Here is a 19,202-nt window from a genome sequence, read left to right as displayed (position 1 = left end):
GGGAGAGCCGTCCTCGCTTGAGCACGATTGGTGCCACCTCGTTACCGCAAGATCAGGAGAACAAGATGCCGAAGGGTTCAGATTTATTGGTTGCCGCACTCGAGAACGAGGGCGTCGACCGAATTTTCGGCGTTCCCGGTGAAGAGAACCTCGATGTCGTGGAAAGCCTGCGCAACTCGTCGATCAAGCTGATCCTGACACGCCACGAGCAGGGCGCGGCCTTCATGGCCGCGACATATGGACGACTGACCGGCAAACCCGGCGTGTGCATCACCACGCTGGGCCCGGGCGCATTGAACCTGACGACTGGCGCCGCCTATGCGCTGCTCGGCGCCATGCCCATGATCATGCTCACGGGCCAGAAGGGCATCATGAGCAGCCGGCAGGCCAAATTCCAGATCGTCGACGTGGTCAGCGCTTTCAAGCCGTTGACCAAGCTGTCGCTCCAGATCGTCAGCACGACCAGCATTCCGACGATCGTTCGCGATGCCTTCCGGATCGCCATGGAAGAACGCCCGGGTCCGGTGCTGCTCGAATTGCCGGAGGACATCGCCGGCGAAGAATCCGAGGATGTCGCGATGGTGGCGCAGCATCCGATCGAGATCCCGGTCGCCCATCGTGCCTCGCTGGACCGCGCCGCCGACATGATCCTCAAGGCCAAGCGGCCATTGATCATGCTCGGTGCCGCGGCATCCCGGCCGCGGAGCACGGCGGGCATCGGCGGCTTTGTCCGCCGCACGCAGATTCCGTTCTTCACGACGCAAATGGGTAAGGGGACCGTACCCGGGGGCGGCAATCTCTATATGGGGACGGCGGCGCTCAGTGAACGTGACTACGTCCACGAGGCCGTTGATCGTGCCGACCTCATCATCGCGATCGGCCACGATACGATCGAGAAGCCGCCGTTCATCATGGGGCCGAAGGGTCCCCAGGTGATCCACGTCAGCTACACGCCGGCCAATGTGGAGCGGGTTTACTTTCCGCAATGCGAGGTGGTTGGCGATGTCGGGCCCAGCCTGGAACTGCTAGCGGATCGCGTGGAGGGTCGTCTGCACAACGCCGGCGCATTGCTCGGGCTTCGCGAAGGCATTTTGAAGCGGATCACCGACCGAAATACCGAGGATCGCTGGCCGCCGACCCCGCAACGCATCGTGCACGATGTGCGAAAGGTCATTCCTGAGGACGGCATCGTCGCGCTCGACAACGGAATGTACAAAATCTGGTTCGCCCGCAACTACCGCACTTATGTGGCGAACACGCTGCTGCTGGACAATGCGCTGGCGACAATGGGCGCCGGGCTGCCATCCGCCATGATGGCGGCGATGCTGTATCCGGAACGTCGCGTGCTCGCGGTCTGCGGCGACGGCGGCTTCATGATGAATTCGCAGGAGATGGAAACCGCGGTTCGCCTTAAATTGAATCTCGTCGTGCTGATCCTGGAAGACTCTGCTTATGGCATGATCCGCTGGAAGCAGGCGGTCGATAGTTTCCCGGATTTTGGCCTCACGTTCGGCAATCCGGATTTCGTCAAATATGCCGAGAGCTACGGCGCGAAAGGCTCGCGGGTCGAAAGTACGGATTCATTGATTCCGACGTTCGAAAACGCGTTCAAGGGCGGCGGTGTGCACCTCGTCGTGGTGCCGATCGACTACAGCGAAAATACCCGAGTGCTGGTGGATGAACTTCGCGAGAAGCTGAAACAGGTCGTTGAGCCGACCGTGTGAGCCGTCGGCAGGGTCAACTGATGAGCTGAGCTGAAATTGGCGTGGTCGCAAACGCCGGCTATGGAGAGTGCAATGAGTGAGCAGATCAACGAGCAGGCCGAGAAAATGCGGGAAATGGCGCAGACCACGCTCGATAAGGCGAAAGAGGCTGTGTCGAAGTACATAACCGAATCCCAGAAGTTGAGAGAGAAGGCCGATTCCAGCGTCCGCTCAACCTATTCGGCGGCGAAGGAGATGAACGAAAGGGCAGTCGCGTTCGCCGAGGAAAATGTGGCTTCGGGCTTCGAGCTTGCGCAACGGCTGTTGCGGGCCAAGGACCCGCAGGAAATGGGTGCAGTTTATCAAAGCCATCTCAAGGAGCAGATGGAAAAAATGAACGCGCAGTTTCGCGAGCTTGCAAGTGCAATGAGCCAGCCGCCGACGGTTGACCTGAATAAGTAGGGCCGGTCGCCTCAGAGCGAAATCAAATCGCTTGATCACGGGATGCTGCCTGGACGCGGTCCGAGCGCGGACGATCTGCGCCGGCTGATCGTCGAGGCGATCGCGCGGGCAAAGAGCTGAAACCGAGATATGGGCAACGATATGAGACTGGTTCTGTTGGGGCCGCCAGGCGCAGGCAAGGGCACGCAGGCGACGAGGATCGTCACTCGATTTGCGATCCCGCAATTGTCGACCGGCGACATGCTGCGCCGGGCGGTCGCGGAAGGCACGGCTGCGGGATTGCGCGTCAAGCACATCATGGATCGAGGTGAACTTGTGCCCGACGATGTCGTGGTGTCCGTGATCGCCAACCGTATCGATCATTCCGACGCGGCAAACGGCTTTGTTCTCGACGGCTTCCCGCGCACGGTCGCCCAGGCCGAAGCGCTCGATCGGGAACTCGCCACCCGGGGCATCAAGCTCGATGCGGTACTCGAGCTCGAGGTCGACGAAGATGCACTGCTCGACCGCATCAAGGGGCGTGCCGACGAGGCGGCAAGCCGCGGCGAGCCGGTGCGCCGCGACGATAATCCCAAGGTCTTCAAGACCCGGCTCGACGTTTATCGCGAGCAAACCGCGCCGGTCACGGAATACTACCGGTCGCAGGGACTGCTCAATATCGTCGACGGTTTGCAGCCGATTGACGCCGTGACCGAACAGCTCGCCGCGCCGCTTGGGGCAGTAACGTCCGATCAGATCAGGAGTGATGTCAGATGAAAGCTTTTACCTTCCAGGCGCCGCCCAACATCCTGTTCGAAGCAGGCGCATCGAAAAAGCTGGCGGAGTTGGTTGCGGGATACGTGGCAAAACGTGTCCTGCTGGTGACCGACAAGGGTGTACGCAATGCCGGCCTTACGAAAAACGCCGAGGCTGGCCTGATTGCCGGCGGTTGCGAACTGACAATATTCGAAGATGTGGAGGCGGATCCACCGTCGCATATCATCGAGCGGGCGGTCGCACTTTGCCGTGACAAGGACATCGAGCTGGTTGCCTCGATCGGCGGCGGCAGCGCGCTCGATACCGCGAAGTTGGTGGCCTATCTGGCCAAGACGCCTGATCGCCTCGAAGATATCTACGGCGTCGGCCTCGCGAAGGGCGAACGCCTTCCGCTGCTGCTGGTGCCGACAACGGCCGGAACGGGCTCGGAGGTGACCCCCATCGCGATCGTCACCACGCCGACGACTGAGAAAAAGGGCGTCGTTGCGTCCCGCCTGCTTCCGGACTGGGCGATCCTTGATCCGGAGCTGACGCTCGGCCTGCCCGCGCATGTCACCGCGGCGACCGGCATCGACGCCATGGTCCATGCGATCGAAGCCTATACCAGCAAGCACCGGAAGAATCCGATGTCGGACCAGTTGGCGCGGCAGGCTCTCGCCCTGCTGTCGGCGAATGTCCGGACAGTCTGTGCGGACGGATCCAATCTGGAGGCGCGGTCGCAAATGCTGCTGGGTTCGATGCTGGCCGGCATGGCGTTCGCGAATTCCCCGGTCGCCGCCGTGCATGCGCTGGCCTATCCGATCGGCGCGCTGTTTCACGTGCCGCATGGCTTGTCGAACGCCTTGGTGCTGACGCAGGTGCTGCGGTTCAATTTGCCGGAGGCAGAAGGGCTCTACGCTGAACTGGCGCCGATCGTCGATCCCAAGTCGGAAGGAATGAGTGTCAGCCAACGGGCACGGTTGTTCGTCGATGCGATCGCGGCGATCTGCCGGGATTGCAACGTGCCGGCCTCGCTGGCCGATGTCGGCATTGCGAGGGGCGACCTGAAGAAGCTCGCCGAGGACGCGATGAAGCAGACGCGGCTTCTCGTCAACAATCCCAGGGAATTGAGCTTCGACGATGCGTTGGCGATCTACACCGAGGCGTTCGGCAACCGCGCGGCGGCCTGAGCGGGCACAAAGAGTGAGCAGCATGAGCGAGAACGACAAATCGGCTTCCGCTGAGTCCGACCCCGGCCTGGAATGGGCGAAGCTTTGGCAGACGATGGCCGAATCCTCGAACCGCATGGTCGAGGCGTGGTCGGGGTCGATGGCACCGTTCATGCTGGCGCGTCTGTCGGAAAAGCCGGGTGGTTTTGGCGACGGCAACGAATTGTCGGCGGCGATCGAGCGGATGGCGCAGGGGCCGCGGCTTGCCGACGTCTGGGACATCGACCGGAAAATGGCGTTGGCCTTTGGCGCCTGGATCGAGATGCGTCAGCGGCTTGCGAGCTACAATGCGGTCGCCGCCGCTCCGTGGCCTGAAGCGTCGAAGCGGTTTTACGAGACGATGTCCGCAAGCGGTAGCGGTGGCTCCCCGCATCCGGAGTGGCGCGAGGCGTTCGCCAAATGGAGCGAAATCTCCAACGAGGAACTGATCCGAAACCAGCGCACCGACGGGTTTTTGCAAGCTCAGAAAGAGCTACTCCAGGCGGGACTCAAATTGCGGAGTCGGCAGGATGACGTGGCTGAAGCGGCGTCAGCCATGTTGGGTCTGCCGAATCGCAAGGATTTCGACGATGTGACGCGGCAATTGACCGAACTCCGCCGTGAAGTTCGTACGCTCACGCGCCAGATGCGGGACCAGAAGAGCGAAGGCGCACGATGAGCGGCCAGGAGAATCGGACCTCGCGCTTCGCCCGCGACATGGCGGCCAACGCCGAGAAAATGTTCAAGGCGACACAGCTGATCGCCAACACGCGGGATGAAGACGTCGCCATCGGTACGACGCCGAAGCATCTGGTCATGCGTCGCGACAAGGTCGAGCTGTTCCATTACGAGCCGATGGCGCAAGCCAGTGCGAAGACGCCCGTCCTTTTGGCCTACGGCCTGATCGGGCGGTACACCATGGCTGATTTACAGCCCGACCGCTCGCTGGTGCGCAGCCTGCTCGCAAAAGGGCTCGATCTCTGGTTGATCGACTGGGGTCAGCCGGGCCGAACCGAGCGATGGCTGAAGATCGATGATTACGTCGATGACTACATCGATGCCGCGGTCGATCGCATCGCGCAGGAAACCGGCCATGACAAGATCACGCTGCTCGGCATCTGCGAAGGTGGCGTCTTTACGACGTGCTACGCTGCTTTGCACCCGGAGAAGGTGAAAAATCTCGTCATCACCATCACGCCGATCGACTTCCATGCCGACGTCAAGGACAAGGCCGCGCACCACGGCTTCCTCAACATCTGGACCCGCAGCCTCGATCCTGATGACATCGACAAGTTGGTCGATACGTACGGCGTGCTGCCGGGCGAGTTCATGAGCTCGGTGTTCTCGATGATGACGCCGATGCGCTCGCTGACGAAGTACAATGTCGATCTCATCGACGTCGTCGATGACGAGGCGAAGTTCATGAATTTCCTCCGTATGGAAAAGTGGCTCGCGGACCGTCCGCATCATCCTGGCGAAGCGGCGAAGCAGTGGCTGAAGGATCTCTACCAGGAGAACCGCCTGGTCGATGGCAGCTTTGAACTGTCCGGCCGTCGGGTCGATCTGAAGTCGATCACGGCTCCCGTGCTGAATGTTTTTGCGCTGGATGACCATATCATTCCGCCGGACTGCTCGCGCGCGCTCGGGGCGAAGATCGGCAGCACGGATTACACCGAAATTCCGCTGCCCGGCGGCCATGTCGGCCTGTTCGTCTCCAGCAAATCGCAGGGCAAGCTGAGCCAGAGCATTGCCGACTGGCTGATGGCCCGCGACGCCAATCCCGGAAGTGAGGCCTGATGCGCAACAAGATCGTCGACGCCGCCGAGGCAGTGGCCATCATCCGTTCCGGTGACACCGTCGCATCGTCCGGCTTCGTCGGCGTGGGAACGCCTGACGAAATCATCAAGGCGCTGGAGCGGCGCTTCGTGCAGACCGGAGAGCCGCGGGACCTTTCGCTGGTGTTCGCGGCGGCGCCGGGGGACGGCGCCGATCGCGGCCTCAACCGCCTGGCGCATCCCGGCCTGATCAAACGCCTGGTCGGCGGACATTTCGGCCTGGTTCCGAAGCTCGCCCGGATGGCGGTCGACAATCATGTCGAGGCCTATAATTTGCCGCTCGGATGCGTATCGCATCTGTTTCGCGAAATTGCGGGGCGCAAGGCCGGGCTTCTCTCCAAGGTCGGGCTCGGCACCTTCGTCGACCCGGCCAATGGCGGCGGAAAGCTGAATGCGCGCACCACCGAAGAGCTGGTGCGGTTGATCGAAATCGACGGCGAACAATGGCTCTTCTACAAGGCATTTCCGATCAACGTTGCGATCATCAGAGGTACCACCGCCGACCACAATGGCAATATCTCGATGGAGAAAGAGGCGTTGACCCTCGACAGTCTGGCGTTGGCAACGGCCGCCAAGAACTGCAAGGGATTCGTCATCGCGCAGGTGGAGCGCATCGCCGCCTCCGGCTCGCTCAATCCACGTCATGTCAAGATTCCGAGTGTCTTGATCGACTGCGTCGTCGTTGCCCAGCCCGAAAACCATGTTCAGACCTATGCCACTGGCTACAACGGCGCGTTCTCGGGTGAATTGCGCGCGCCGGCCGATCGCAATGTTCCGATGGCGCTGGACAACCGCAAGATCATTGCGCGCCGCTGCGCCCTGGAATTGCCAATGGGCGGCGTGGTCAATCTCGGCATCGGCATGCCCGAGGGAGTTGCGTCGGTTGCCGCCGAGGAGAAGCTGTTCGACTTTGTGACGCTGACTGCCGAGCCCGGCATCATCGGCGGTATTCCGCAAGGCGGCCTCGATTTCGGTGCCTCGATCAATGCAGAATCGATCATCGACCAGAACCAGATGTTCGATTTCTACGACGGCGGCGGGCTCGATCTGGCCTGCCTCGGCATGGCTCAGGTCAATGGCCGCGGCGATGTCAACGTCAGCCTGTTCAATGACCGCCTGGCCGGCGCCGGCGGCTTCATCAACATATCCCAGAATGCGCGCCGGCTGATCTTCGCAGGCACCTTCACCACTGGCGGCCTCAAGACATCGGTCGTGGATGGCGAGCTCAAGATCCTCAGCGAAGGCAAATCATCGAAATTCATCGACAACGTCGATCAGATCACGTTTTCGGGCAAGCTTGCCGCAACCAACAGGCAGCCGGTTCTCTATGTGACCGAGCGATGCGTGTTCAAGCTTACCCAGGAAGGTCTCGAACTAACGGAGATCGCGCCGGGTGTCGACATGGAGCGCGACATCCTCGCGCTGATGGGCTTTCGCCCCATCATCCAAGCGCCGAAATCCATGGATGTTTCGCTGTTTAGCGAAGCGCTGATGCAGCTCGACGACCGGCTGCTCAACAGGCCTCTGGCGGAGCGGCTGTCGTACGATGCCCATCGCAACACACTATTCCTCGGGCTCGACGGCTATCGGGTCCATAGAGATGCCGACGTCGAGGTAATCCGGGCGTCGATCCTCGAGCTCTTCCATCGTGTCGGACGCCGGTTTTCCGCAGTCGTCAATTACGATTCGTCTTACATCGCTCCCGACATGGCGGAGAAATGGTTTTCGATGGCCGCGGAGGTCGAGCGGACCTGCTACGATCATGCCTCGCGCTACACCACCAGCGCATTCATGCGCCTGAAGCTCGGCGATGCGCTCTCCCGCCGCGACGTCGCGCCGCATATCTTCGAAACCTCGGCCGACGCCCACCGGTTTGTCGAATAGACCGATGCGGCTGAAATCCACCGAGGTGCGCCCCGCGGATTGGCCTGAAGGACGGCAGATGGCGCCCGACCGTATCGGATCGGTGCGCGGGCTGACCCGCCGCAGCTTCCATCGCATCGCATTCACGGATTGGGGGCCGGCGTCCGCGGTGCGGCCAGTACTCTGTGTCCACGGATTGACGAGAAACGGCCGGGACTTCGATCATCTCGCCGCAGTTCTCGCCCGCGCGGGCCGGCGCGTCATTTGCCCGGATTTGCCGGGCCGGGGACAAAGCGAGCGGCTGCAGGACAGCAGCGACTACGCATTGCCGCAATATTGCAGCGATATGACAGTGCTGATGGCAGGCCTCGGTGCAACGGAGATCGACTGGGTTGGCACGTCGCTCGGTGGCCTGATCGGGATGGTGCTGGCCGCCCTTCCGGGCAGTCCGATCCGTCGCATCGTCATCAACGATATCGGACCCTATCTGCCCTGGACTGGATTGCTTCGCCTCGGCGCCAAACTCAACGATGCGCCAAGATCCTTTGAGACGCTCGAACAGGCCGAAGGCTACTACCGGCGGGTTTTGGCGCCTTTCGGGCGATTGGAGGATGCGCACTGGCGGCATCTGACAACGCATAGTGTGATCTGGAGCGCGGAGGGGCGCTGCTTCAGGCCGCTGTGCGATCCGAATATCGCCCACGCCTTTCGTAACCCCTGGCACTACAGCGTCGATCTCTGGAAATACTGGGACGCGATCGACGTCCCCATTCTTGTGATACGCGGGCAGCAATCGGATTTGCTTCTCGAAGCCGTCCTCAGGGACATGATGCGGCGCAATCGTAATGTCCGCGTCCACACCATTGCAGATTGCGGCCATGCGCCGGCCCTGATCGCTGACGACCAGATCGAGGTCGTTGCCACGTTCCTCAGCAGCGAGCGCGGAACGCTTTAAGCGGTTTTGCGCCGGTGGCGGATCGATTCACTCCATTCATTTTGGCGGTCTTCATCATGACTTCGAAACTCACGCTCAAGGATCCGCCCCTGTTGCGCGATGCCTGTCCGGTGGCGGGGCGCGTGGGGAGCCGTCGATAACGGCGCCACCATCGCAGTCGATAATCCCTCGACCGGCGCCGTGGTCGGGCATGTCCCCAAGATGAGAATGGCCGAGACCCAGTGCGCGATCGAATTCGCCGACGCTGTGCTACCGGCGTGGCGCGCCCGGACCGCGAAAGAGCGCGCCGTGATCCTGCGACGCTGGTTCGATCTGATCATGGCGAACCAGGACGATCTCAGCGCGATCATGACTGCGGAGCAGGGGAAACCGCTTGCTGAAGCCAAAGGCGAGATCGAGTGATACGATTCCCGACTTCACGGCCGACCGCCTCATTATCGTGCTGAAGCAGCCGATCGGCGTTTGTGCCGCAATCATCCCGTGGAATTTCCCGGCCGGGATGATCACCCGCAAGGCCGGCCCGGCGCTTGCCCGTTGCAGGTGAGCTGAGCAATCAGCTGAGCCAGACGATTGATCCAGTTTGGTCAGGCCGTTCACCTTCTATTGAGGCGCTTCCTCAATCACGCTGAAACTGGTCCATCATCGATCTCTCACGGATGAGCTTGATCGATACGGATCTCGTTGCGGAAGACGATCTTTATTCCGGTTGAACGCTTGAGCTTCTCCCGTTTTTCATCTCGCCGCTCGCTAGCGTGAGTAAGTGGGACGGAAGATGTTTCCAGCAAAAATCTACATCGGTCAGATTACTGTCGTCTATTGCCGCCGCCGGCGGCATCGCAGACGTGCTGTTTGCGATGCAACCGGAGCTTCGACGATCCGTTGCGGTCTATGTCGCGCTCCATTTCGAGCGGCCATTCTTCGCCATCCTTGCGCTGTCGGAAAGTCTCAGCCACATAACGGGCTTGCGGTGGACTTGGACGCGTCAGTTTCCCGATGCCATTGAGTGAGGGTCGCCACGCGTGTGCACTCCGGCTTTCGTTTGCACTATGCGTGCATTGAGAGGTCAAAACGGGTACAAACGTGTGTAATTCCGGCTAGGTTGGAGTGCACATTTTCGTGTTTCATCCTATTGAGGCGGTAAGGTAAGTCATTGAAAATGCAGGGCTATCGTTTTTCTGTGGCGCCCATGATGGATTGGACCGACCGGCATTGCCGGGTGTTCCACCGTCACCTGACGCGGCGGGCGCTGCTCTATACGGAGATGCTGACCACCGGTGCCATCATTCATGGTGACCGGGAGCGGCTGCTTGGGTTCGACGTGGTCGAGCACCCGGTCGCGCTTCAGCTCGGCGGGTCGGATCCGCGCGAGCTGGCGCTGGCGGCGCGGATCGGCGAGGAGTTCGGTTATGACGAGATCAACCTCAACGTCGGCTGCCCCTCCGACCGCGTGAAGGACGGCCGTTTCGGCGCTTGCCTCATGGCGGAGCCTGATCTCGTGGCGAGGTGCGTCGAGGCGATGAAGGGTGCGGTTGCCGTGCCCGTCACCGTGAAGTGCCGCATCGGCATCGACGACCAGGATCCGGAGGTCGCGCTCGACAACCTTGCGCGCGCGGTCGTCGCTTCCGGCTGCGATGCGCTGATCGTGCATGCCCGGAAAGCATGGCTCAGCGGTTTGTCGCCGAAGGAAAATCGCGACATCCCGCCGCTCGACTATGATCGCGTCTATCGCCTCAAGCGAGCGATGCCCGATATGCCTGTCATCATCAACGGCGGCATCCCCGGTGTCGACGAGGCCAAAGCACATCTCGATCACGTTGACGGCGCGATGCTTGGACGAGCCGCCTATCAGGAGCCGTGGCGGCTGCTCTCGGTCGATACCGACATTTTCGGCGAGGCGGCGCCGCATGCCTCGATGCAGGATGCGCTCGAAGCGATGATGCCCTACATCGAACGACAGCTCGCGCGCGGCACGCGGCTGCACTCCATGACGAGGCATTTCGTCGGCGCATTCCATGCCGTGCCCGGCGCGCGCGCCTTCCGCCGGCATCTTGCCGAGCAGGGGGTGAAACCGGGCGCCGGCCTCGAGGTGCTGCGTGATGCGATTGCGCGTGTCGGTGCCCGCGCGCCGGCGGAGGCGGCGGCCTAGCCGGAGTCACATGGCGAGCCGGATCGGAGAAGTCTAGTCGACTGCCAGGCGCGAGCGGCGGTGACTGGTCTGGAGCTCCGGATAACCGGTGAGCATCAGCTTGTCGGCGCGCACGCCCCAGCTCTCCAGGCGATCGAGGAAGCTCATGCCGAGCAGGTTGGTCTTCATTTGACCGCGCGGCACGACGAGGGCGGGGACCGATTTCTCGACGAGGTGGCCGACCGAGAGGCGGTCGATCGTGAGGCGGGCCGCCTTGGTGCGACCGCCCGCGGTTTCGAGATCGACGTCGTATTCGAGCATCTCGAGCGGCAGCCCGATCGCTTTCGCAGTCTCCCAGGTCAGCACCACCGAAGTCGCGCCGGTGTCGATGACCATCGGTGCGGCCACGCCGTTGATCTTCGCGCGCAGCGCGAATTCTCCGCCCTGGCCGCGCGGGATCTGCACGGCGGGGGCGGGCGCTGCGGTCTGCGTGCGAAAGATGTGCGAGACCTTGCTGCTCGCGCGCGCGATCTGGTCGGAATCGCCATAGGCGACGACGGCGCCGGCCGTGCAGGCGAGCATGATGAGAACGAGCAGGAACCGGATCATTGCGCACCTCCCGATGCGCTCAGGCCGGTCAGGTGCGATCCGGCGATCCCGCGATGGGCGCAAGTCCAGCCTGATTCATGCGCGCCGGCAACAGCGCCATGACCGCGAGCCGTTCCGCGCTCTCCATGGCGTGCCAGCGCGCGATCTCCGGCAATGTACGTCCGCAGCCGAAGCACAGCCTGGTTTTGGGATCGATCATGCAGACGGCCACGCACGGCGTTTCTTTGCTCATTCGGACATAGTGGCGGATGGTCGGGCATGTCTGCAAGCATCTCGTTACGAGCCCGTACCTGCGCTCATGATAGGCTTGCGACGCGGCCGGCGCTTCTCGTCCGCTACCGCGGAACTCTCGGGCTGGAGCGGCGGAGAATCATCCGACATCGGCGCCAGCGCGCTCATCACGCGCTCGGGCGGGAAGGTGACGATCACCTCGGTGCCGATGCGCAGCTTCGATTTCAGCGTGAACGTACCGCCATGCAGGTCGACCAGATTCTTGGCGATCGGCAGGCCGAGACCGGCGCCCTGTTCGGCCGACTTGATCGAGTTGGAGCCTTGGCCGAACGAGGCCAGCACGACCGGGATCTCGTCCTCGGGGATTCCGGAGCCGGTATCCTTCACCGAGAGATATTGTCCGCCTGAAGCCGTCCAGCCGGCCTTGAGCCAGATCTCGCCGCCCTGCGGAGTGAACTTGATCGAGTTGGAGAGCAGATTGAGCACGACCTGGCGGATCGCGCGCTCGTCGGCCCACAGCCGCGGCATTGCCTGCTCGAACACCTCGTGGATGGTGATACCGCGGCTCGAGGCGCGCAGCTTCATCAGATGATGGCAGTCGGCGACAATGCCGACCAGCGAGACCGCCTCCTCGTTGAGCTCGTAGCGGCCAGCCTCGATCCGCGACAGATCGAGGATCTCGTTGATGAGGTTGAGCAGATGAACGCCGGAATTGTGGATGTCCGCCGAGTACTCCTTGTAGACCGGCACGGCATGCGCGCCGAAAATCTCGCTCTTCATCACCTCGGAGAAGCCGAGGATCGCATTGAGCGGCGTCCGCAGTTCGTGGCTCATCTGCGCCAGAAAGCGCGATTTGGCGACATTGGCGGATTCGGCGCGGTGGCGCGCTTCGTCCGAGATTGCCTTGGCCTGTTCGAGCTCGCCGATCAGCGCGTCCTTCTCGGCCCGCGCCTCGAGCGTGGCGAAGGTCGAGGAGTGCAGGCGGTGGGCCAGCAGCACGAAATAGCCTTCGGCGGCGAGGGCGAGCGCGGCCAGGATGTAATTGTCCAGCGAGCCCGTCATCACGAAGCTCAGCGCCATCGCGACCGCGACCGGTGCGGTGGCGGCGAGGGCGGCGATCGGCAGATTGGCGGCCAGCATGCTCGATACTGCGATCACCAGCAGCATCAGGAACATCATCAGCGATTCCGTGATCATGTCGAGCACGGGATGGATCAGGATCGCCATCCAGCAAAGGCCATAGAGCAGGTCGAGCACGACGAAGCGCGTCTGCCATGCGCGCGTTGCCGCGGGCGAGGCGGGCTCGGCCAGGAAGCGGTGGCAGCTGCGGATCATCGCGGCATGGATGCACAGCATGCCGACGGTCCAGGCCGCGGCGGGGATCGGCTGCATCCACAGCCCAAACAGCACGCCCGTCGCGACCACAAGCAGCATCACGACATAGGAGGCCGACAGCCGGGTCTGGGCGTAATGGCGCAGCATCTCGGCGTCGAAAGCCGGCCGGGTTCCACTGGTCGACGTTAACTTGTCGCGCGCTTCGCGCACCCGCTGTGCCGCAGCCCGGCGATGGCTCGCCGACGGTACGCTCACCGGCTCGGCCGGAAGCTGCACAACCTCGGGCTTTTCAGCGGGTTTACTCATCGCACAACAACAATTCCTGCCCGCGCGGGACGGGCCTTCTGCATTGTCTATCTCTGGCAAGAAATCCTTAAGAGGTGACTTAAGGAGCTAAAGAATTACGTTAACCCGGCGTTAATTTTGGATCCGGCGTGAGCGGCTCAATGCAGCGCCGCGTGCTGCGCGATGTACACCACGGCTCCCGCCAGATAGCCGGCGAGCGCCGGGAGGGCGATGCGACGGGCGTACCAGAGGAACTCGATGCGCTCGAGCCCCATGGCGGCGACGCCCGCGGCCGAGCCGATGATCAGGATCGAGCCGCCGGTTCCGGCGCAATAGGCGATGAACTCCCAGAGGAAGCTGTCGGGTGGATAATGCGCGAGGTCGTACATGCCCATGGTCGCGGCGACCAGCGGCACGTTGTCGATGACGGCGCTGAGCAGCCCGAGCACGATCACGATGATGTCCTGTCGGCCGATTGCGGTGTCCAGCCATTTGGCCAGCATGGAGAGCAAGCCGGCATGTTCGAGGCAGGCGACCGCAAGCAAGATGCCGAGGAAGAACACGATCGAGCCCATGTCGATCCGCGTCAGCGCATTCGCAAGCGTGAGCGGACCACGGACATGCTCGTCCTTGTCGCGATGAACGATCTCGCCGACCAACCACACGAGGCCAAGCCCGAGCAGGACGCCCATGAAGGGCGGCAGGTGCGTGACCGTCTTGAAGGCGGGCACCGCGATCAGTACGCCGAGACCGAGATAGAACATCACGTTGCGCTCGAACGGATCGACGCCCTGCAATCCGTCCTCTTTCGGCGGCGGAGCGATGGTCTTGCCCTTGAGCGAAAAGCTGATGAATGCGAGCGGCACCAGCAGGTTGAGCAGGGAGGGCAGGAACACCGCGCCCATGATTTTCAGGGGCGAAATCTGTCCGCCGATCCACAGCATGGTCGTGGTGACGTCGCCGATCACGGTCCATGCTCCGCCGGCATTCGCGGCGATGACGATGAGGGAGGCGAACAGCAGCCGGTCGTCGCGCTTGGCGATCAGCCGCTGGATCAGCGAGACCATGACGATGGTGGTGGTCAGATTGTCGAGGATTGCGCTGAGGAAGAAGGTCACGAAACCAATCAGCCATATCAGACGGACCTGGCTGGTCGTGCTGATGCGGGAGGTAATGACTTCGAAACCATCATGGGCGTCGATCACCTCGACGATCGTCATCGCGCCAATCAGGAAGAACACGATCTGCGCGGTGGAGGCGACGGACTCATCTAGCTGATGGCCGACCAGCGTGTGGTCGCCGGTCGCGAGCGCGTAGATGGTCCAGAGCACGCCTGCGCCGAGTAGTGCAGACGCGCTCTTGTTCACCCCGATCGGATGCTCGAGCGCGATCGCCGCATAGGCGAGGACGAAGATTGCGGCGAGTGCGATCAGCAAGGCAGGATCACTTCGTCAGAGGTCAGCGATTGAGGCGCGCGAGCAGGCTCGACGTATCCCAGCGCTTGCCGCCCATCTTCTCGACCTCCGCGTAGAACTGGTCGACCAGCGCGGTCACCGGCAAATTGGCGCCATTGCGGCGGGCTTCGGCCAGCGAGATCGAGAGATCCTTGCGCATCCATTCGACCGCGAAGCCGAAATCGTATTTGTCCTCGTTCATGGTCTTGTAGCGGTTTTCCATCTGCCAGGACTGCGCGGCGCCCTTTGAGATGGTTTCGATCACGGCGGCGACATCGAGGCCGCTCTTCTTGGCGAAGTGAATACCCTCGGAGAGGCCCTGGACCAGGCCGGCGATGCAGATCTGGTTGACCATTTTGGTCAGCTGGCCGGAGCCGGCCGGCCCCAGCAATTTGCACATCCGCGCATAGGCGCCTGTGATGATCGGCTCGGCACCCGCATAGGCGTCCTGCGTGCCGCCGCACATCACCGTCAGCACGCCGTTCTCTGCGCCGGCCTGGCCGCCGGACACGGGTGCGTCGATGAATTTGAAGCCGGCCTTGGTCGCGGCCGCATCGAGCTCACGGGCGACCTCGGCGGACGCGGTGGTATGGTCGACGAAGGTCGCACCCTTCTTCATGCCGGCAAACGCGCCGTCGGCACCGATCGTGACCGCGCGCAGATCGTTGTCGTTGCCGACGCAGCACATCACGAAATCCTGGCCCTCGGCTGCAGCTTTCGGGGTCGCCGCGGTCTTGCCGCCGAACTTGTCCGCCCACTCCTTCGCCTTGGCCGCGGTGCGGTTATAGACGGTGACCTCATGGCCCCCTTTTTTCACGAGGTGTCCGGCCATGGGGAAGCCCATCACGCCGAGACCGAGGAAAGCGACTTTAGCCATCTGTGGTACCTTGTCCGTAGTTTGGGTTTTACGGTTCTTGCCGGGCGAGGGCCGCCCGGTTCCGCCATTGCGGCAGATCGGCCGCACCATAAACCCTTGAGGCCGGAGGGCAACGGGTTCGTTTAGCCCCCGCTTGTGCTAGGATGGCGGACCTAAGGACTTCAAAAAAAGGGAGCGAAGGCATGGGCGGCGTAAGCGTGGGCGTGCTCGATCATTTCAACATCCGGACCCGGAATCTGGCCGAGACCGTCCGCTTCTACGAGGACGTGCTGGGCCTGGAAAAGGGCGCCCGGCCGAATTTCGCCTTCCCCGGCGCCTGGATGTACAGCGAGGGTAAGCCGGTGGTGCACCTCGTCGATATTTCTCCGACGGCCGAGCCACAAAAGCCGGATTCCGGCGTTGTCCACCACGTCGCCTTCGCCAGCCGCGGCTTTGACGGCATGAAACAGCGGCTGGCCTCAAAAGGGATGAAGTTCGACTCCCGCCAGGTGCCCGGCGGCGAGCTCTGGCAGATCTTCGTCCACGACCCCAATGGGGTCATGATCGAGCTCAACTACGAGGCTGCCCTGGAGCAGGGCGCGGCGCCCGCCGAGATGGCTGACGATATCGGCAGGCAGTAGCCTTTTGGGCGTTTCCGCTCTAATGGGGCATCTTGAATTCTAGGAGATGCGCTTTGAGCGTGACGCAGCAACAGGTTCTCGACAGCCTCGCCAGGATCAAGTCGCCCCGCGGGGTCGCGCTCACCAATGCCAATGTGCTGAGCGCGATCAGCGCGGCCGACGGCAAGGTGTTCTTCTCGATCAATGTCGATGCCGCCGAGGCGCGCGCCTGGGAATCCGTCCGGGCCGAGGCCGAGGCCGCGGTGCGCGCCATTCCCGGCGTCACCACTGTCATGGTGGCGCTCACGGCCGAGCGGAAGGCGGGCGCGGCACCACCGCCGCCGCCAACGCCCAGTCGCGGCACGCCGGGCGTGCAGCCGGTCCACGCCCATAAGCCGCCGCCGCAGGGCGGCGCCCAATCGCCGATGGCGCGGCAGTCCGAGATTCCGGGCGTCGCGGCCGTGATCGCGGTTGCCTCGGGCAAAGGCGGCGTCGGCAAGTCCACCACCGCGCTCAATCTTGCGTTGGGCCTGCGCGATCTCGGCCTCAAGGTCGGGCTGCTCGATGCCGACATCTACGGCCCCTCGGTGCCGCGGCTGACGGGCCTGCATGAGAAGCCGGAGCTGGATGGCGAGCGCAAGATGATTCCGCTCAGGCGCTTTGGCCTGGCCATCATGTCGATCGGCTTCCTGGTTGAGGAAGAGACCGCGATGATCTGGCGCGGGCCTATGGTGATGTCGGCGGTGACGCAGATGCTGCGCGACGTCGCATGGGGCCAGCTCGATGTGCTCGTCGTCGACATGCCGCCGGGCACCGGTGATGCCCAGCTCACGCTGGCGCAGAACGTCCCCTTGAAGGGCGCCGTGATCGTCTCGACCCCGCAGGACCTGTCGCTGATCGATGCAAGGCGGGGGCTTGCGATGTTCAAGAAAGTCAACGTGCCCGTGCTCGGCATCGTCGAGAACATGAGCTATTTCCAGTGCCCGCAATGCGGCACGAAATCCGACATTTTCGGCCATGGCGGCGCGCGCCACGAGGCCGAGAAGCTCGGGGTACCGTTCCTGGGCGAGGTCCCCCTGCACATGGCGATTCGCGCCACCTCGGACGCCGGCACGCCCGTGGTGGACAGCGAGCCGGACGGTCCCCATGCGGCGATCTACCGCGCCATTGCGGGACAGGTGCGGGACCAGCTCAAGGGCGTCATCGCCGCGGCCTGAGCGGATCCAGGCAATCCCTTCAAACCAGTACCTTGGGGACATGCGACTTTCGTAGAGCCCTGTCATGCCAATGTCGCGTTTCGAAAGCGGGGCTTCCGTGTTAAAGGCCCACGGCAGTCAAGCCCCTTCGGTTCGACGCGGCCCAAGAACGCGTCGCCGGAATGAGCGGCAGCAAAGAGGAAGTTAGGGGAAACGCCCCAACAAGGAGAGACTGAAGATGAAGCGTCGTGATTTTCTGAAAGTGTCGGCAGCCGGCGCGGCGGCGACCGCCGCGGTGGCCTCGCCGGCGATCGCGCAGTCCTCGCCCGAGATCAAGTGGCGCCTGACGTCGAGCTTCCCGAAGTCGCTCGACACCATCTATGGCGGTGCCGAGCAGATGGCGAAATACGTCGCCGAGATGACCGACAACAAGTTTCAGATCCAGGTCTTCCAGGCGGGTGAAATCGTTCCGGGCCTGCAGGCGCTGGATGCGACGCAGAAGGGCACCGTCGAGATGTGCCACACGGTGTCGTATTACTACGTCGGCAAGGACCCGACCTTCGCGATCTTCGCGTCGGTGCCTTTCGGCCTGAACGCACGCCAGCAGAATTCCTGGCTCTACCAGGGCGGCGGCAACGAACTCGCCAACGAGTTCTTCAAGAAGTCGAACGTGATGGGCTTCCCCTGCGGCAACACCGGCACCCAGATGGGCGGCTGGTTCCGCAAGGAGATCAAGACCGTTGCCGACCTCTCGGGCCTCAAGATGCGCATCGGCGGCATTGCCGGCCAGGTGCTCCAGAAGGTCGGCGTGGTGCCGCAGCAGCTCGCCGGCGGCGACATCTATCCGTCGCTCGAGAAGGGCACCATCGACGCGGCCGAATGGGTCGGCCCCTACGATGACGAGAAGCTCGGCTTCGCCAAGGTCGCCAAGTACTACTACTACCCGGGCTTCTGGGAAGGCGGTCCGACCGTTCACGCCTTCGCCAACATCGACAAGTGGAACGAGCTGCCGAAGAACTACCAGGCGATCCTCACCAACGCGACCGTCAACACCAACACCTGGATGGCCGCGCGCTACGACATGGTGAACCCCGGCGCGCTGAAGCGTCTGGTCGCCGGCGGAACGCAGCTTCGCCCGTTCACCAATGAAGTTCTGGAAGCCTGTCTCAAGGCGACCAACGAATTGTGGGGCGAGATCTCGGCCAAGAATCCCGACTTCAAGAAGTCGATCGACGCCATGCAGGCCTACCGCTCCGACGAATATCTGTGGTGGCAGGTCGCCGAATACACCTACGACAGCTTCATGATCCGCTCGCGCACCCGCGGCTGATCTTCGAACAAGTCGTAAGACGACACGCCCGGTCTCGTTCGCGAGGCCGGGCTTTTTCTTTGGGACGACGCGATCGGAATAGGCGAGGCGGAAGCCGCCGAGCGGCGTCGTCGCCGGGGTACGGGTGGGGCGCCAACAAAAAATCTGAAAAACAACCCCATGCACAGTAGACGAGGGGTGAGCGGACAAGGCGCCGCGAGTGCAGCCAACAGCTTGATGCGATGGAGCTAATTGGCAGGCACGCCAGAGCATCGCGGGGGCGATGAGAACTTCGCAATTTTGGGCGTCAAAGCGGGGCTGCCCAGGAGTACCAAGCGAGCGCTTCAGCGAGGGCCGTTTGACTCGTCGGGCAAAACAGTGGCATAAAGGCATTATCGCAAAATCCGAAATCAACGACTCG

General features: G+C 62.7%; 17 protein-coding genes and 1 pseudogene. 13 read left to right on the top strand and 5 right to left on the bottom strand.

The genetic code is table 11. The features are described from left to right. The first annotated feature begins 65 nt into the window (after window positions 1-65). The 10 genes and pseudogenes from AC0L20_RS03150 (at window position 66) to dusA (ending at window position 10,907) form a co-directional block, all read left to right on the top strand. The gene (locus AC0L20_RS03150) at window positions 66-1,724 is read left to right on the top strand and encodes an acetolactate synthase large subunit (protein WP_473287380.1); all 1,659 of its coding nucleotides are present in this window, start codon (window positions 66-68) and stop codon (window positions 1,722-1,724) included. 72 nt (window positions 1,725-1,796) lie between these two features. Further along, window positions 1,797-2,165 carry a phasin family protein gene (locus AC0L20_RS03145; RefSeq protein ID WP_473287379.1) on the top strand — a complete coding sequence of 123 codons (369 nt, stop codon included), beginning with the start codon at window positions 1,797-1,799 and terminating at the stop codon, window positions 2,163-2,165. A gap of 141 nt (window positions 2,166-2,306) precedes the next feature. Then, the gene (locus tag AC0L20_RS03140) at window positions 2,307-2,921 is read left to right on the top strand and encodes an adenylate kinase (RefSeq protein WP_473287378.1); all 615 of its coding nucleotides are present in this window, start codon (window positions 2,307-2,309) and stop codon (window positions 2,919-2,921) included. Further along, complete coding sequence (locus AC0L20_RS03135) at window positions 2,918-4,090, top strand: iron-containing alcohol dehydrogenase (RefSeq protein WP_473287377.1); 1,173 nt, start codon at window positions 2,918-2,920, stop codon at window positions 4,088-4,090. The genes AC0L20_RS03140 and AC0L20_RS03135 overlap by 4 nt, the downstream gene beginning before the upstream one ends. A 22-nt stretch (window positions 4,091-4,112) precedes the next feature. Then, a complete protein-coding gene (locus tag AC0L20_RS03130) occupies window positions 4,113-4,787 on the top strand; it encodes a poly(R)-hydroxyalkanoic acid synthase subunit PhaE (RefSeq protein ID WP_473287376.1) in 675 nt (224 codons plus the stop codon). Continuing rightward, window positions 4,784-5,905 carry a class III poly(R)-hydroxyalkanoic acid synthase subunit PhaC gene (gene phaC / locus AC0L20_RS03125; RefSeq protein WP_473287375.1) on the top strand — a complete coding sequence of 374 codons (1,122 nt, stop codon included), beginning with the start codon at window positions 4,784-4,786 and terminating at the stop codon, window positions 5,903-5,905. The genes AC0L20_RS03130 and phaC overlap by 4 nt, the downstream gene beginning before the upstream one ends. After that, window positions 5,905-7,827 (top strand): acyl CoA:acetate/3-ketoacid CoA transferase, encoded by a 1,923-nt coding sequence (locus AC0L20_RS03120; protein ID WP_473287374.1) that lies wholly within the window; start codon window positions 5,905-5,907, stop codon window positions 7,825-7,827. Before phaC ends, AC0L20_RS03120 begins: the two co-directional genes overlap by 1 nt. A gap of 82 nt (window positions 7,828-7,909) precedes the next feature. Further along, the gene (locus tag AC0L20_RS03115; RefSeq protein ID WP_473287373.1) at window positions 7,910-8,761 is read left to right on the top strand and encodes an alpha/beta fold hydrolase; all 852 of its coding nucleotides are present in this window, start codon (window positions 7,910-7,912) and stop codon (window positions 8,759-8,761) included. A 56-nt stretch (window positions 8,762-8,817) separates the two neighbouring features. Beyond that, a pseudogene (locus tag AC0L20_RS03110) lies at window positions 8,818-9,293 on the top strand (aldehyde dehydrogenase family protein); the annotation flags it as partial. Window positions 9,294-9,917: 624 nt separating this feature from the next. Next, entirely contained in the window at window positions 9,918-10,907 is a 990-nt protein-coding gene (gene dusA / locus AC0L20_RS03105) for a tRNA dihydrouridine(20/20a) synthase DusA (protein WP_473287372.1), read from the top strand. Window positions 10,908-10,940: 33 nt separating this feature from the next. On the opposite strand, the gene AC0L20_RS03100 is transcribed toward dusA, so the two are convergent. From AC0L20_RS03100 to AC0L20_RS03080, 5 genes are all read right to left on the bottom strand, one after another. Beyond that, window positions 10,941-11,495 carry a TIGR02281 family clan AA aspartic protease gene (locus AC0L20_RS03100; protein WP_473287371.1) on the bottom strand — a complete coding sequence of 185 codons (555 nt, stop codon included), beginning with the start codon at window positions 11,493-11,495 and terminating at the stop codon, window positions 10,941-10,943. A 28-nt stretch (window positions 11,496-11,523) separates the two neighbouring features. Next, the gene (locus AC0L20_RS03095) at window positions 11,524-11,727 is read right to left on the bottom strand and encodes a DUF1289 domain-containing protein (RefSeq protein ID WP_473287370.1); all 204 of its coding nucleotides are present in this window, start codon (window positions 11,725-11,727) and stop codon (window positions 11,524-11,526) included. Window positions 11,728-11,771: 44 nt separating this feature from the next. Beyond that, window positions 11,772-13,367, bottom strand: a complete 1,596-nt coding sequence (locus tag AC0L20_RS03090; protein WP_473287369.1) for a sensor histidine kinase — start codon at window positions 13,365-13,367, stop codon at window positions 11,772-11,774. A 137-nt stretch (window positions 13,368-13,504) separates the two neighbouring features. Continuing rightward, complete coding sequence (gene nhaD, locus AC0L20_RS03085) at window positions 13,505-14,782, bottom strand: sodium:proton antiporter NhaD (protein WP_473287368.1); 1,278 nt, start codon at window positions 14,780-14,782, stop codon at window positions 13,505-13,507. A 22-nt stretch (window positions 14,783-14,804) separates the two neighbouring features. Next, window positions 14,805-15,677, bottom strand: a complete 873-nt coding sequence (locus tag AC0L20_RS03080; RefSeq protein WP_354127830.1) for an NAD(P)-dependent oxidoreductase — start codon at window positions 15,675-15,677, stop codon at window positions 14,805-14,807. A 182-nt stretch (window positions 15,678-15,859) separates the two neighbouring features. Between AC0L20_RS03080 and AC0L20_RS03075 the strand changes: the two genes are divergently transcribed. The 3 genes from AC0L20_RS03075 to AC0L20_RS03065 all read left to right on the top strand — a co-directional run bounded on the left by AC0L20_RS03075 (window position 15,860) and on the right by AC0L20_RS03065 (window position 18,802). Further along, on the top strand, window positions 15,860-16,297 hold the full coding sequence (locus AC0L20_RS03075; protein WP_027517244.1) for a VOC family protein: 438 nt from the start codon (window positions 15,860-15,862) through the stop codon (window positions 16,295-16,297). A gap of 53 nt (window positions 16,298-16,350) precedes the next feature. Then, the gene (locus tag AC0L20_RS03070) at window positions 16,351-17,493 is read left to right on the top strand and encodes an Mrp/NBP35 family ATP-binding protein (protein WP_247360352.1); all 1,143 of its coding nucleotides are present in this window, start codon (window positions 16,351-16,353) and stop codon (window positions 17,491-17,493) included. A 217-nt stretch (window positions 17,494-17,710) separates the two neighbouring features. Next, the gene (locus AC0L20_RS03065; RefSeq protein ID WP_007592593.1) at window positions 17,711-18,802 is read left to right on the top strand and encodes a TRAP transporter substrate-binding protein; all 1,092 of its coding nucleotides are present in this window, start codon (window positions 17,711-17,713) and stop codon (window positions 18,800-18,802) included. Window positions 18,803-19,202: the final 400 nt, after the last annotated feature.

The organism is Bradyrhizobium sp. Kon58 (genome assembly GCF_055807455.1).
Note: the sequence above shows the minus strand (reverse complement) of the source record. Positions and strands in the feature narration are given on the sequence as shown.

What these genes read in the sequence shown, in the direction of transcription:
- AC0L20_RS03100 (WP_473287371.1), bottom strand. Translation starts at nt 11,495, where the DNA reads ATGATCCGGTTCCTGCTCGTTCTCATCATGCTCGCCTGCACGGCCGGC.
- phaC (WP_473287375.1), top strand. Translation starts at nt 4,784, where the DNA reads ATGAGCGGCCAGGAGAATCGGACCTCGCGCTTCGCCCGCGACATGGCG.
- AC0L20_RS03080 (WP_354127830.1), bottom strand. Translation starts at nt 15,677, where the DNA reads ATGGCTAAAGTCGCTTTCCTCGGTCTCGGCGTGATGGGCTTCCCCATG.
- AC0L20_RS03130 (WP_473287376.1), top strand. Translation starts at nt 4,113, where the DNA reads ATGAGCGAGAACGACAAATCGGCTTCCGCTGAGTCCGACCCCGGCCTG.
- AC0L20_RS03120 (WP_473287374.1), top strand. Translation starts at nt 5,905, where the DNA reads ATGCGCAACAAGATCGTCGACGCCGCCGAGGCAGTGGCCATCATCCGT.
- AC0L20_RS03145 (WP_473287379.1), top strand. Translation starts at nt 1,797, where the DNA reads ATGAGTGAGCAGATCAACGAGCAGGCCGAGAAAATGCGGGAAATGGCG.
- dusA (WP_473287372.1), top strand. Translation starts at nt 9,918, where the DNA reads ATGCAGGGCTATCGTTTTTCTGTGGCGCCCATGATGGATTGGACCGAC.
- AC0L20_RS03150 (WP_473287380.1), top strand. Translation starts at nt 66, where the DNA reads ATGCCGAAGGGTTCAGATTTATTGGTTGCCGCACTCGAGAACGAGGGC.
- AC0L20_RS03090 (WP_473287369.1), bottom strand. Translation starts at nt 13,367, where the DNA reads ATGAGTAAACCCGCTGAAAAGCCCGAGGTTGTGCAGCTTCCGGCCGAG.
- AC0L20_RS03095 (WP_473287370.1), bottom strand. Translation starts at nt 11,727, where the DNA reads ATGAGCAAAGAAACGCCGTGCGTGGCCGTCTGCATGATCGATCCCAAA.
- AC0L20_RS03135 (WP_473287377.1), top strand. Translation starts at nt 2,918, where the DNA reads ATGAAAGCTTTTACCTTCCAGGCGCCGCCCAACATCCTGTTCGAAGCA.
- AC0L20_RS03140 (WP_473287378.1), top strand. Translation starts at nt 2,307, where the DNA reads ATGAGACTGGTTCTGTTGGGGCCGCCAGGCGCAGGCAAGGGCACGCAG.
- AC0L20_RS03065 (WP_007592593.1), top strand. Translation starts at nt 17,711, where the DNA reads ATGAAGCGTCGTGATTTTCTGAAAGTGTCGGCAGCCGGCGCGGCGGCG.
- AC0L20_RS03075 (WP_027517244.1), top strand. Translation starts at nt 15,860, where the DNA reads ATGGGCGGCGTAAGCGTGGGCGTGCTCGATCATTTCAACATCCGGACC.